At 67.9% G+C, this 12,131-nt stretch carries 12 protein-coding genes; 9 read left to right on the forward strand and 3 right to left on the reverse strand.

What is annotated here, in order from left to right; translation table 11 throughout:
* Positions 1-102: 102 nt before the first annotated feature.
* A complete protein-coding gene (locus AC0KS4_RS05800; protein WP_238957529.1) occupies positions 103-1,380 on the forward strand; it encodes a cytochrome P450 in 1,278 nt (425 codons plus the stop codon).
* On the opposite strand, the gene AC0KS4_RS05805 is transcribed toward AC0KS4_RS05800, so the two are convergent.
* Both AC0KS4_RS05805 and AC0KS4_RS05810 read right to left on the reverse strand, forming a co-directional pair.
* The gene (locus tag AC0KS4_RS05805; RefSeq protein WP_238957530.1) at positions 1,377-2,225 is read right to left on the reverse strand and encodes an NAD-dependent protein deacetylase; all 849 of its coding nucleotides are present in this window, start codon (positions 2,223-2,225) and stop codon (positions 1,377-1,379) included. The two genes, AC0KS4_RS05800 and AC0KS4_RS05805, sit on opposite strands and share 4 nt — an antisense overlap.
* Positions 2,226-2,241: 16 nt before the next feature.
* The gene (locus AC0KS4_RS05810; protein WP_225327111.1) at positions 2,242-2,787 is read right to left on the reverse strand and encodes a cysteine hydrolase family protein; all 546 of its coding nucleotides are present in this window, start codon (positions 2,785-2,787) and stop codon (positions 2,242-2,244) included.
* A 59-nt stretch (positions 2,788-2,846) separates the two neighbouring features.
* Here AC0KS4_RS05810 and AC0KS4_RS05815 point away from each other — a divergent pair, with 59 nt between their 5' ends.
* Complete coding sequence (locus AC0KS4_RS05815) at positions 2,847-4,889, forward strand: NAD(+) synthase (protein WP_225327112.1); 2,043 nt, start codon at positions 2,847-2,849, stop codon at positions 4,887-4,889.
* A 27-nt stretch (positions 4,890-4,916) separates the two neighbouring features.
* Here the strand turns inward: AC0KS4_RS05815 and AC0KS4_RS05820 are convergent, their stop codons facing one another.
* The gene (locus AC0KS4_RS05820; protein WP_238957531.1) at positions 4,917-5,795 is read right to left on the reverse strand and encodes a ribokinase; all 879 of its coding nucleotides are present in this window, start codon (positions 5,793-5,795) and stop codon (positions 4,917-4,919) included.
* An 83-nt stretch (positions 5,796-5,878) separates the two neighbouring features.
* Here AC0KS4_RS05820 and AC0KS4_RS05825 point away from each other — a divergent pair, with 83 nt between their 5' ends.
* Genes AC0KS4_RS05825 through octT form a run of 7 tightly spaced genes read left to right on the forward strand, consistent with a single transcriptional unit; the run spans position 5,879 to position 12,127 of the window.
* On the forward strand, positions 5,879-7,162 hold the full coding sequence (locus AC0KS4_RS05825) for a glutamate-5-semialdehyde dehydrogenase (RefSeq protein ID WP_238957533.1): 1,284 nt from the start codon (positions 5,879-5,881) through the stop codon (positions 7,160-7,162).
* 35 nt (positions 7,163-7,197) lie between these two features.
* Entirely contained in the window at positions 7,198-8,073 is an 876-nt protein-coding gene (locus AC0KS4_RS05830) for an AAA family ATPase (RefSeq protein ID WP_225327122.1), read from the forward strand.
* Between the two features lie 10 nt (positions 8,074-8,083).
* The gene (locus AC0KS4_RS05835) at positions 8,084-9,532 is read left to right on the forward strand and encodes a vWA domain-containing protein (protein WP_238957534.1); all 1,449 of its coding nucleotides are present in this window, start codon (positions 8,084-8,086) and stop codon (positions 9,530-9,532) included.
* 52 nt (positions 9,533-9,584) lie between these two features.
* Positions 9,585-10,217: a nicotinate-nucleotide adenylyltransferase gene (nadD, locus tag AC0KS4_RS05840; RefSeq protein WP_225327124.1), complete on the forward strand. Its 633-nt coding sequence runs from the start codon at positions 9,585-9,587 to the stop codon at positions 10,215-10,217.
* Positions 10,214-10,609: a ribosome silencing factor gene (gene rsfS, locus AC0KS4_RS05845; RefSeq protein ID WP_238957536.1), complete on the forward strand. Its 396-nt coding sequence runs from the start codon at positions 10,214-10,216 to the stop codon at positions 10,607-10,609. The genes nadD and rsfS overlap by 4 nt, the downstream gene beginning before the upstream one ends.
* Complete coding sequence (gene gpgP / locus AC0KS4_RS05850; protein ID WP_238957537.1) at positions 10,606-11,280, forward strand: glucosyl-3-phosphoglycerate phosphatase; 675 nt, start codon at positions 10,606-10,608, stop codon at positions 11,278-11,280. The genes rsfS and gpgP overlap by 4 nt, the downstream gene beginning before the upstream one ends.
* Positions 11,270-12,127: a diglucosylglycerate octanoyltransferase gene (gene octT / locus AC0KS4_RS05855; protein WP_238957538.1), complete on the forward strand. Its 858-nt coding sequence runs from the start codon at positions 11,270-11,272 to the stop codon at positions 12,125-12,127. Before gpgP ends, octT begins: the two co-directional genes overlap by 11 nt.
* Positions 12,128-12,131: the final 4 nt, after the last annotated feature.

The raw sequence follows: 12,131 nt of genomic DNA on the forward strand, positions 1-12,131 counted from the left end.
CCGAGCATAGCCGACCTTTCGACATCTTGCCTAGACATACTGTCTAGGCATATCGTCAGGCAAAGTTTGTGACCGGCGTCATACAAGGGAGGATCAGCCACCATGGCCGTGATGACGGGTACGCCCGGGGCCGAGAAGTCCGGCCGCGCCTACGACGAGATCGACCTGTCCTCGCGGGCGTTTTGGTCCACGACGGCGGCGGATCGGGAACGTTCGTTCGCCGTGCTGCGCGCCGAGCGCCCGGTCAGCTGGCATCCGCCGGTCGAAGATTCGCTGATGCCCGATCCCGCCGATCCCGGCTTCTGGGCGGTCACTCGTCGCGCCGACATCGTCGCGGTCAGCCGCAACAACGACGTCTTCCTGTCCGGCCAGGGGGTGATGTTCGAGAGCATTCCCGTCGAACTGCTCGAGGCGTCGCAGTCGTTCCTGGCGATGGACCCGCCGCGGCACACCAAGTTGCGCAAGCTCGCCCACGCCGCGCTGAGCCCCCGGCAGGTGCGCCGCATCGAAGACTCGATCAAGGCCAACGCCAAGACCATCGTCGGAGAACTGCGGGCCATCGGCAGCGGTGCGGATTTCGTCGACCACTGCGCTAAGGAGCTGCCCATCCGCACCCTCTCGGACATGATGGGAATCCCGGAATCCGAGCGCGAGCGCATGGCACACGCCACCGACGCCCTGGTCTCCTGGGCCGACCCGGAGTTCCTCAACGGACGCCCGGCGCTGGAAGTCCTGGTCGAAAACCAGCTGTATCTCCATCAGGTCGTCGGCGCCCTGGCCACCGAACGCCGCGAGCGGCCAGGTGACGACCTGATCAGCAGCCTGGTGACCGCCGAGGTGGACGGGGACCGCCTGGAAGACGCGGAGGTGGCGGCGTTCTTCGTGCTGCTCTCGGTGGCAGGAAACGACACCACCCGCCAGACCATCAGCCACACGCTGAAGGCGCTCACCGACTTTCCCGACGAGAAGGCCTGGCTGCTCGACGATTTCGACAACCGGATCGGCACCGCCATCGAGGAGTTCATCCGCTGGGCCACCCCGGTCATGACCTTCCGCCGCACGGCGGCAACGGATATCGAGCTGGGCGGCCAGACCATTCTGGCGGGGGAGAAGGTGGTCATGTTCTATCCGTCCGGCAACTGGGACACCGACGCGTTCGATCACCCCGAACGCCTGAACCTGAGCCGCGACCCCAATCCGCACGTCGGTTTCGGCGGTGGCGGCCTGCACTTCTGCCTCGGCGCGCACGTCGCCCGGGCGCAGCTGCGCGCCGTCTTCGGCGAGCTGTTTCGTCAGCTACCCGGCATCCAGGCGGGCGAGCCGACGTATTTGGCGGGCAATTTCGTGCACGCCGTGCGCAGCATGCCGTGCACCTTCTAATGCGTTGCCAGGGGCGATAATTCGTCGGCGAGCAGCGCGAGCAGCTCGGAGCATCCGCCGTCGACCTTGACCGTGGCCAGGTCGTCGCCGCGGGTGCTGCCGCGGTTGACGATGGCGATCGGGTTGCCCAGCGCGGCCGCGTGCCGCACGAATCGATAGCCGGAGAACACCGTCAGCGACGACCCGACGACCAGCAGCGCATCGGCCTGGTCGACCATCTTATAGGCTTCGGCCACAACGTCTTTCGGAACGCTGTCACCGAAATAGACGATGTCCGGTTTGAGCATGCCGCCGCAGCGCACACAGTCGAGATAGCGGAACGACGCGGTATCGGCGACGACGGCGTCGGCATCGGGAGCCACGGCCAGCCCGCCGATCGCCTCGGCGCGCTCGATGAATCCGGGGTTGAGCGCTTCCAGCTGTTCGGCCAGCGCGGCACGGCTCATGGTGTGGCCGCAGCTCAGGCAGATCACCCGCGCGTAGGTGCCGTGCAGGTCGATGACGTTGCGGCTGCCCGCCTTGGTGTGCAGCAGGTCGACGTTCTGGGTGATGACGCCGGTGACCACCGACGCTGCCTCGAGCGCGGCCAACGCCCGATGGCCCGCGTTGGGCAGCGTGTCGTCCATGTGGCGCCAGCCGACATGGTTGCGCGCCCAGTACCGCTGCCGAAACGCGGCGTCGCCGATGAACTGTTGGATGGTCATGGGATTGCTCGGCGGTGAATCGGGTCCGCGGTAGTCGGGGATCCCGGAATCGGTGGAGATGCCGGCGCCCGTCAGCACCGCGACCCGGCGCCCGGCCAGCAGCGAGACCAGCTCCGGGGATTCTGCGGGGATGACGGTCACCTGGCCAGGGTACGGATCACGCCGGGCCGAGGCAGTCCGCGGCGGTCGTGAGCTCGGCGGACATGTTCTGCTCCATCATCTTGCACGCCGCCGCGCCCAGGTCAGGGTCGATGTGGGCGACCGCGTCGGTCGGGATCACGACGGGAAAGTGCCGCACGTAGGCGTCCAGGGCCGTGTAGAGGATGCATTGCTCGGTGACCTGGCCGGTGATGATCAACCGCTGGGTGTCCAGCCGGCCGAGCAGGTACGCCAGCGCCGTCGAATAGAACGCACTGTGGCGGACCTTGGTCATCAGGCGGCTGCCCTCTGCGGGCGCGATCGGCTTGACCAGATCGGGCCGCGCGCCGTCGAGCGCCGAGCGGACGATTCCGGAGAACTCGGCGGTGAAATCGCCGTAGTTGTCGTTGACGTAGATCAGGTCGACGTCGCCGGATGCGCGTGCCCTCCGGACCAAATCGGTCAAAGGCTCGATGATCTTCTCGACATTGGGTATTAGATCTTCAGCGTCGGGATGTTGATAGGTATTCATCATGTCGACCACGAGGACCGCAGTGTCGCTCATGCCGTTCGGGATACCCGGCGGCGAGGAGTTGACACCCCCGAGGCGACAATGGAAGGGCGATGGACTTTTACAACGTTTACAGCCAGGGCTTCGCCCGCGTTGCCGCGTGCACGCACCACACCGTCATCGGTGACCCCGCCGCGAACGCCGACTCGGTCCTACGGATGGCCCGGGAGTGCCACGACGACGGCGTAGCGCTAGCCGTTTTCCCGGAACTGACACTGTCCGGCTATTCGATCGAAGACATCGTCCTGCAAGACCTGCTGCTCGACGACGTCGAAAAGGCCATCGCCGACATCGTCGCGGCCTCGGCCGAGTTGTTGCCGGTCCTGGTGGTCGGCGCCCCGGTCCGTCACCGGCACCGCATCTACAACGGCGCCGTGGTCATCCACCGCGGCGCGGTGCTCGGCGTGACGCCCAAGTCGTACCTGCCCACCTATCGGGAGTTCTACGAACGCCGCCAGATCGCGCCCGGAGACGACGAGCGCGGCACCATCCGGCTCGCGGGGGTCGAGGCGCCGTTCGGTCCCGATCTGCTGTTCGCCGCCTCCGACCTGCCCGGTTTCGTGCTGCACGTGGAAATCTGCGAGGACATGTTCGTGCCGATTCCACCCAGCGCGGAGGCCGCGCTCGCGGGTGCGACGGTGCTGGCCAACCTGTCCGGCAGCCCGATCACCATCGGCCGCGCCGAGGACCGCTGCCTGCTGGCCCGTTCGGCCTCGTCGCGTTGCCTGGCCGCCTACGTGTATTCGGCTGCCGGCGCGGGCGAGTCGACGACCGATCTGGCCTGGGACGGTCAGACCATGGTGTTCGAAAACGGTGTGCTGCTCGCCATGTCCGAGCGTTTCCCTCAAGGGGAGCGCCGCAGCGTCGCCGACGTCGACCTCGAATTGCTTCGCGCGGAACGGCTCCGGATGGGCACGTTCGACGACAACCGGCGCCACCACCGGACGACGGCGGAGTCGTTCCGGCGCATCGAGTTCCGGCTGGACCCGCCGGGCGGCGACATCGGGCTGCTGCGGGAGATCGAACGGTTCCCCTTCGTGCCCGCCGACCCGCAACGGCTGGAACAGGATTGCTTCGAGGGCTACAACATTCAGGTCGCCGGTCTCGAACAGCGTTTGCGTGCCCTGGATTTCCCGAAGGTCGTCATCGGGATTTCCGGTGGGCTGGATTCGACGCACGCGCTGATCGTCGCGGCGCGCGCAATGGACCGCGAACAGCGGCCCCGCAGCGACATTCTGGCGTTCACGCTGCCCGGCTTCGCCACCGGGGACCGCACCAAGCGCAATGCGATCGAGCTGTGCCGCGCCCTGGGGGTGACGTTCTCCGAGATCGACATCCGCGAGACGGCGCAGCTGATGCTCAAGGAGATGGACCACCCGTTCGCGCGCGGCGAGAAGGTCTACGACGTCACCTTCGAGAACGTCCAGGCCGGCTTGCGCACCGACTACCTGTTCCGGTTGGCCAACCAGCGCGGCGGCATCGTGCTGGGCACCGGCGACCTGTCCGAACTGGGCCTGGGCTGGTCGACCTACGGTGTCGGCGACCAGATGTCGCACTACAACGTCAACGGCGGCGTACCCAAGACCCTGGTTCAGCACCTGATCCGCTGGGTGATTTCCTCGGAGCAGTTCGAGCCGGAGGTCTGCGAGGTGCTGCAGTCGGTGCTCGACACCGAGATCACGCCGGAGCTGGTTCCCAGCGGCGAAGAGGAAGAGCTGCAGAGCAGCGAGGCGAAAGTCGGCCCGTTTGCGCTGCAAGACTTTTCGCTGTTCCACGTGCTGCGCTTCGGATTCCGGCCGTCGAAGATCGCGTTTTTGGCCTGGCATGCGTGGAGCGATCCCGAGCACGGCATCTGGCCGCCCGGCTTCCCGGAAGACAAGCGACCGTCCTACTCGCTCAAGGAAATTCGGCACTGGCTGCAGGTCTTCGTGCAGCGGTTCTACTCGTTCAGCCAGTTCAAGCGTTCGGCGCTGCCCAATGGGCCCAAGGTGTCGCACGGTGGTTCGCTGTCGCCGCGGGGGGACTGGCGCGCGCCGTCCGACATGTCGGCGCGCATCTGGCTCGACGAGATCGACCGCGAAGTCCCCGAAGACTAGCGGGCGCGCCGCGGCGGGGCAGAACGGCTAAGACGCGTTCTGAAGTGCCTTGTCGATCGCGTCGGCGTCCGGCGCGCAATCCCCGGCGCCGGGAACCAGCGTGGCCAGCGCGCCTGCCGCGCAGGCGCGCTGCAGCGCGAGCCGCCGCTCATCGGGTGAGCCGGGATTGGGCGGCCAGTTCGCGGCCAGCACACCGGCGAACACGTCGCCGGCGCCGGTGGTGTCCACCGCGTCCACCGCGGGGGAGGGCACCGAGTACTCGCCGTCGGCGCCGGAGTAGCGGGCGCCGCGCGAACCCAGGGTGACCACCAGGTGCGTTGGGCGCCAAGGCCATTCGTTGGCTTCCTCTTCGTTGGTGATCACCACGTCGGCGGTGGCCGCCAACTCGCCCAGCGAGGCGGGATCCTGGCCGGCCGGTGAGGCGTTCACGACGACGACCGCACCGGCCGAACGAGCGTGTTGCGCCGCCGCGACCGCCGTGTCGACCGGAATCTCCAGCTGGGTCAGCATCACATCGCAGTTGGCGACCACGCTGCGCGCGCGGTCGTCGGTCAGCGTGAAACGCCCGTTGGCGCCCGGCGCGACCACGATGGTGTTCTCCGCGTTGGCGTCGACGACGACGATGGCGGTGCCGCTCGGCCCGGGGATTTCGACTGCCCCGTCGAGCCCGACGCCGTTGGCCCGCAGGTGGGCACGCAACTGTTCGGCGGCCGCATCGTCGCCGACCGCACCGACGAACTGCACCCGCGCGCCCGCGCGCGCCGCCGCCACCGCCTGATTGCCGCCCTTGCCGCCGGGGGCCTGTGTCAAGGACGACGCCAACACCGTTTCGCCGGGCCGCGGAAGGGCGTCGACGCCCAGCGACAGATCGATGTTCACGCTGCCGACTACACATACGCCTGCCATGGGGCCCGACGTTAGTCGTGTCGGGATGGCGGGCTAGAACGGGCCGCGTTACCCGGGCTTTTGCGGCCGGATACCCTGGTTCAATGAGTCTGCAGGCACCATTCCGCAGCGGAGCGGCCCAACGGGGGGAGCCTGACTTGCGCCGGGAGGTGCACGACGCCGCCCGCCGCGCCCGCGTCGCCTCCCGTGTCCTGGCGTTGTTGCCGACCGTCGCCAAAGACCAGGCGCTGCGTTCGGCGGCCGAGGCCATTGACGCCCACGCCGAATTGATCCTGTCCGCCAACGCCGAAGACGTCGAGGCCGCCCGCGCCGCCGGCACCCCGACCGCGATGCTCGATCGACTGGCCTTGGATACCAAGCGCGTTGAGGGCATCGCCGCGGGCCTGCGTCAGGTCGCCGGGCTCCCCGATCCCGTCGGGGAGGTGCTGCGCGGCTACACCTTGCCGAACGGGCTGCAGCTGCGCCAGCAGCGGGTCCCGCTCGGCGTCGTGGGGATGATCTACGAGGGCCGGCCCAACGTGACGGTTGACGCGTTCGGTTTGGCGTTGAAGTCGGGCAACGCCGTGCTGTTGCGTGGCAGCTCATCGGCGACCCGGTCCAACAAGGCGTTGGTGCAGGTGTTGCGGGCGTCGCTGGTCAGCGAGGACCTGCCGGCCGATGCGGTGCAGCTGCTTTCGTCCGACGACCGCGCCACGGTGACGCATCTGATCCAGGCCCGCGGCCTGGTCGACGTGGTGATCCCGCGCGGCGGAGCGAACCTGATCAACGCGGTGGTCCGCGACGCGCAGGTGCCCACCATCGAAACCGGGGTCGGCAACTGTCACGTCTACGTGCACGACGGTGCCGATTTGGACGTGGCGGAGCGGATCCTGCTGAATTCCAAGACGCGTCGGCCGAGCGTCTGCAACGCCGCCGAGACGCTGCTCGTCGACGCCACGATCGCCGAGGAGGCGCTGCCGCGGCTGGTGACCGCCCTGCAAGACGCCGGTGTGACCGTGCACGGTGGCTTTTCTCAGGACGCGCACGAGGACGATCTGCGACGCGAGTACTTGTCGATGGACATCGCGGTGGCGGTGGTCGACGGTATCGACGCCGCGATCGCACACATCAACGAATACGGCACCGGCCACACCGAGGCCATTGTGACGACGAATATGGCTGCGGCGCAACGGTTTACCGATGCCGTCGACGCCGCGGCCGTGATGGTGAACGCGTCCACGGCCTTCACCGACGGGGACCAGTTCGGTTTCGGAGCCGAAATCGGCATCTCCACCCAGAAATTGCATGCCCGCGGCCCCATGGGACTGCCCGAATTGACGTCGACCAAATGGATCGCGTGGGGGGACGGACAGACTCGTCCGGCCTGATACCCCGTGGAGAAAGTGTTTTAGGAGAACCGATTGTGAGTGTGCCCGCCCGGTCAAAGCCGCTGTTCGAGGACATCGACGACGTCTCGCGGCGGTTGGCCGAGACCGGCTACCTGCCCGACACCGCCACCGCGACGGCCGTGTTCCTGGCCGACCGGCTCGGCAAGCCGTTGTTGGTGGAGGGCCCGGCCGGCGTGGGCAAGACCGAATTGGCCCGCGCCGTGGCCCAGGCCACCGGGTCGGGCCTGGTCCGCCTGCAGTGCTATGAGGGGGTCGACGAAGCCCGCGCGCTCTACGAGTGGAACCACGCCAAGCAGATCCTGCGCATTCAGGCCGGCTCCGGCGACTGGGACCAGACCAAGGATGACGTGTTCAGCGAGGAATTCCTGCTGCAGCGTCCGCTGCTGACCGCCATCCGGCGCACCGAGCCCACAGTCCTGCTCATCGACGAGACCGACAAGGCCGACATCGAGATCGAGGGCCTGCTGCTGGAGGTGTTGTCCGACTTCGCCGTGACCGTCCCCGAACTGGGCACGATCAGCGCCGAGCGCACGCCGCTGGTGGTGCTGACCTCCAACGCGACCCGCGAACTGTCCGAGGCGCTCAAGCGGCGCTGCCTGTTCCTGCACATCGACTTTCCCAGCCCCGACCTGGAACGCCGCATCCTGTTGTCCCGGGTTCCCGAGCTGCCCGCCCATCTGGCCGAGGAGCTCGTGCGCATCATCGGCGTGCTGCGCGGGATGCAACTCAAGAAGGTCCCGTCCATCGCCGAGACCATCGACTGGGGCCGCACGCTGCTTGCGCTGGGACTGGACACCATCGACGACGCGGTCGTCGCCGCCACGCTGGGCGTGGTCCTCAAACATCAATCCGACCAGCAGCGCGCGACCGGCGAGCTGCGGCTGAACTAGGAAGACCGCCATGGCCGCCCGCCGCATCCGACCCTCCCGGCCGCTCGCCCCGCACGGGCTGCCCGGGCACCTGGTCGGCTTCGTGGAAGCGCTTCGGGGAGCGGGGATTTCGGTCGGCCCGTCAGAGACGGTGGATGCCGGCCGGGTGATGGCCACCCTCGGGCTGGGCAACCGCGAGGTGCTGCGCGAGGGCATCGCGTGCGCCGTGCTGCGCCGGTCGGATCATCGGGAAACCTATGACGCCATGTTCGACCTGTGGTTCCCGGCGGCGCTGGGCGCCCGCGCGGTGGTCACCGAGGATGAGGCCGGCGACACCCCGGACGACAACACGTTGCCGCCCGACGACGTCGAGGCGATGCGCCAGATGCTGCTGGATCTGCTGGCCGAAAACCCCGATCTCGCCGACATGGACGAGCGCCTCGTGGCGATGATCGCCAGGATCGTCGAGGCCTACGGAAAATACAGTTCCAGCCGGGGCCCGTCCTTCTCGTCCTATCAGGCGCTCAAGGCGATGGCCTTGGACGAACTCGAGGGCAAGCTGCTGGCGGGGCTGCTCGCCTCCTATGGCGACGAACCCACACCCTCCCAGGAGGAGATCGCCAAAGCCCTTGCGGCCCAGCGGATCACCCAGTTGCGCAAGATGGTCGACGCCGAGACCAAACGGCGCACGGCCGAGCAACTGGGACGCGATCACGTCCAGATGTACGGCATTCCCCAGCTTTCCGAGAACGTGGAATTCCTGCGCGCCTCCGGCGAGCAGCTGCGCCAGATGCGTCGGGTGGTGGCGCCCTTGGCGCGGACCCTGGCGACCCGGCTGGCGGCGCGCCGCCGGCGCAGCCGGGCCGGGTCGATCGATCTCCGTAAGACGCTGCGCAAGTCGATGTCCACCGGCGGGGTGCCGATCGACGTGGTGCTGGCCAAGCCGCGCCCGGCGCGGCCGGAACTGGTGGTGCTGTGCGATGTCTCCGGCTCGGTCGCCGGGTTCAGTCATTTCACCCTTCTTCTGGTACATGCTCTGCGCCAACAGTTCTCACGCGTTCGCGTGTTCGCCTTCATCGACACCACCGACGAAGTGACCCACATGTTCGGGCCCGAAGCCGACCTGGCCGTGGCCATCCAGCGGATCACCCGGGAGTCGGGCGTCTACAGCCGCGACGGCCACTCCGACTACGGCAACGCGTTTGCGTCGTTCGTGCAGGCGTTCCCCAACGTGCTCTCCCCGCGCACCTCGCTGTTGGTGCTCGGAGATGGCCGCACCAACTACCGCAACCCGGAGATCGAGCTGCTGTCCCACATGGTGACCGCCAGCCGGCACGCGCACTGGCTGAATCCCGAGCCCAAGCATCTGTGGGGAAGCGGCGACTCGGCGGTGCCGCGCTATCAAGAGGTCATCGCGATGCACGAATGCCGGTCCGCCAAGCAGTTGGCCGCGGTGATCGACCAGCTGCTGCCCGTGTGAGGACCTCGCCGCACCACGGCCCTGCTCACCGCCTCAAGTAAGCTGGCACATCGTGCAAAAGCAGCTTCGCAGGTTAGGAGTGATGGGTGGGACGTTCGACCCCATCCATTACGGCCACCTGGTTGCCGCCAGTGAGGTCGCCGACCTGTTCGACCTCGACCAAGTCGTGTTCGTGCCCAGCGGTCAGCCCTGGCAGAAGGATCGGCACGTCTCCGCCGCCGAGGACCGGTATCTGATGACGGTCATCGCCACCGCGTCCAATCCCCGGTTCTCGGTCAGCCGCGTCGACATCGACCGCGCCGGGCCTACCTACACCAAGGACACGCTGCGCGACTTGCGCGCGCTGAACCCGGATTCCCAGCTGTTCTTCATCACCGGCGCCGATGCGCTGGAATCCATCCTGTCCTGGCAGGGCTGGGAGGAACTGTTCGACCTGGCTCGCTTTGTCGGCGTCAGCCGCCCCGGCTATGAGTTGAGCCACGACCACATCACCGGCGTTCTGGGCGAACTCGCCGACGACGCGTTGACGCTCGTCGAGATTCCGGCGCTGGCGATTTCGTCGACCGACTGCCGCCGCCGCGCCGAGGACCACCGCCCGCTGTGGTACCTGATGCCCGACGGCGTCGTGCAGTACGTCTCCAAGCGGCGGCTTTACCGCAAGCCGGGCGGCGAGGAGCCAACGTGAGCGCCACCCAGGAAGCCATCGACATGGCGACGGTCGCCGCCGGCGCCGCGGCCTCGAAGCTCGCCGACGACGTCGTCGTCATCGACGTCTCCGCCCAGCTCGCCATCACCGACTGCTTCGTGATCGCCTCGGCATCCAACGAGCGACAGGTCAACGCCATCGTCGACGAGGTCGAGGAGAAGATGCGCAAGGCAGGCTACAAACCCGCGCGCCGCGAGGGCACCCGCGAAGGCCGCTGGACGCTGCTCGACTATCGCGACATCGTCGTACACATCCAGCACCAGGACGACCGTGACTTCTATGCCCTGGACCGGCTGTGGAGCGACTGCCCGGTGGTGCCGGTGAAGCTGGACGGGCCCGACGGGGACTCCGAAGACTCGAGCGCGCAATGAAGATTCGTCGGCTGATCATGTTGCGGCACGGGCAAACTGAGTTCAACGCCGGCAGCCGGATGCAGGGCCAGCTCGATTCCGAACTCAGCGAACTCGGGCGGGCGCAGGCCATGGCGGCCGCCGAGGTGCTGGGCAAGCTACAGCCGCTGCTGATCGTGTCGTCGGATCTGCATCGCGCCTACGACACGGCGGTCAGGCTGGGGGAGCGGACCGGCTTGGCGATCCGGGTGGATCAGCGGCTGCGGGAGACGCATCTCGGCGACTGGCAGGGATTGACCCATACCGAGGTCGACGCGCAGGCCCCCGGCGCCCGGCTGGCCTGGCGCGAAGACGCCACCTGGGCCCCGCATGGCGGCGAAAGCCGGGTGGACGTCGCGGCGCGCAGCGTGCCGTTGGTCGCCGAACTGGCCTCCGCAGAACCGGAATGGGGCGATCCCGACGGCCCGGACCGCCCGGTGGTGCTGGTGGCCCACGGCGGACTGATCGCCGCGCTCTCGGCCGCCTTGCTGAAGCTTCCCGTCGGCAACTGGCCGATTCTGGGTGGCATGGGCAACGCCAGCTGGGTTCAGCTGTCCGGCCATTCCGGCGACGAGGACGACGAATTCGAGAGCATCCGCTGGCGACTGGATGTGTGGAACGCCTCGGCACAGGTGTCCAACGATGTCCTCTGAACAGCGGCACCGGCCCACCCTGCTGATTTTCGCCGACTCGCTGGCCTACTACGGCCCAACCGGGGGGCTGCCCGCCGACGATCCCCGAATCTGGCCGAACATCGTTGCCGCCCAATTGGATTGGGATGTGGAGCTGATCGGCCGCATCGGCTGGACATGTCGGGACGTCTGGTGGGCGGCGACCCAGGACCCGCGGGCGTGGGCGGCGCTGCCGCGGGCGGGCGCCGTCATCTTCGCCACCGGCGGCATGGATTCGCTGCCGTCGGTGCTGCCCACCGCGCTGCGTGAGCTGATCCGCTATGTGAGACCGCCCTGGCTGCGGCGGTGGGTCCGCGACAGCTACGGGTGGCTGCAGCCCAGGCTCTCCCCGGTGGCCAGGCCCGCGCTGCCGCCGCACCTGAGTGCCGAGTATCTCGAACAGACCCGGGGCGCAATCGATTTCAACCGACCCGGGATTCCGATCGTGGCGTCGTTGCCGTCGGTGCACATCGCCGACACCTATGGCAAGGCGCACCACGGCCGGGCGGGCACCGTGGCCGCGATCACCGACTGGGCGCACAGCCACGATGTGCCGCTGGTCGATCTCAAAGCCGCCGTCGCCGAACAGGTGATGAGCGGTCGTGGAAACCCCGACGGAATCCATTGGAATTTCGAGGCCCACCAGGCCGTCGCGGAGCTGATGCTCAAGGCCCTCGCTCAGGCCGGCGTGGCGACGATGCAGCGCGCGCAGCGCGATGAGGAGAAGCCGCGCAATCAGGCCGGCGTGGCGACGATGCAGCGCGCGCAGCGCGATGAGGAGAAGCCGCGCAAGCAGGCCGGCGTGTCGACCGAGAAGCCGCGCGGGTAGCGCT

Source organism: Mycobacterium sp. NTMscope_MAC_12, assembly GCF_976985675.1.

Excerpts from the sequence above, each read along its gene's own strand:
- AC0KS4_RS05800 (WP_238957529.1), top strand. The coding sequence starts at position 103 with ATGGCCGTGATGACGGGTACGCCCGGGGCCGAGAAGTCCGGCCGCGCC.
- AC0KS4_RS05810 (WP_225327111.1), bottom strand. The coding sequence starts at position 2,787 with ATGAGCGACACTGCGGTCCTCGTGGTCGACATGATGAATACCTATCAA.
- AC0KS4_RS05815 (WP_225327112.1), top strand. The coding sequence starts at position 2,847 with ATGGACTTTTACAACGTTTACAGCCAGGGCTTCGCCCGCGTTGCCGCG.
- AC0KS4_RS05820 (WP_238957531.1), bottom strand. The coding sequence starts at position 5,795 with ATGGCAGGCGTATGTGTAGTCGGCAGCGTGAACATCGATCTGTCGCTG.
- AC0KS4_RS05825 (WP_238957533.1), top strand. The coding sequence starts at position 5,879 with ATGAGTCTGCAGGCACCATTCCGCAGCGGAGCGGCCCAACGGGGGGAG.
- AC0KS4_RS05835 (WP_238957534.1), top strand. The coding sequence starts at position 8,084 with ATGGCCGCCCGCCGCATCCGACCCTCCCGGCCGCTCGCCCCGCACGGG.
- gpgP (WP_238957537.1), top strand. The coding sequence starts at position 10,606 with ATGAAGATTCGTCGGCTGATCATGTTGCGGCACGGGCAAACTGAGTTC.
- octT (WP_238957538.1), top strand. The coding sequence starts at position 11,270 with ATGTCCTCTGAACAGCGGCACCGGCCCACCCTGCTGATTTTCGCCGAC.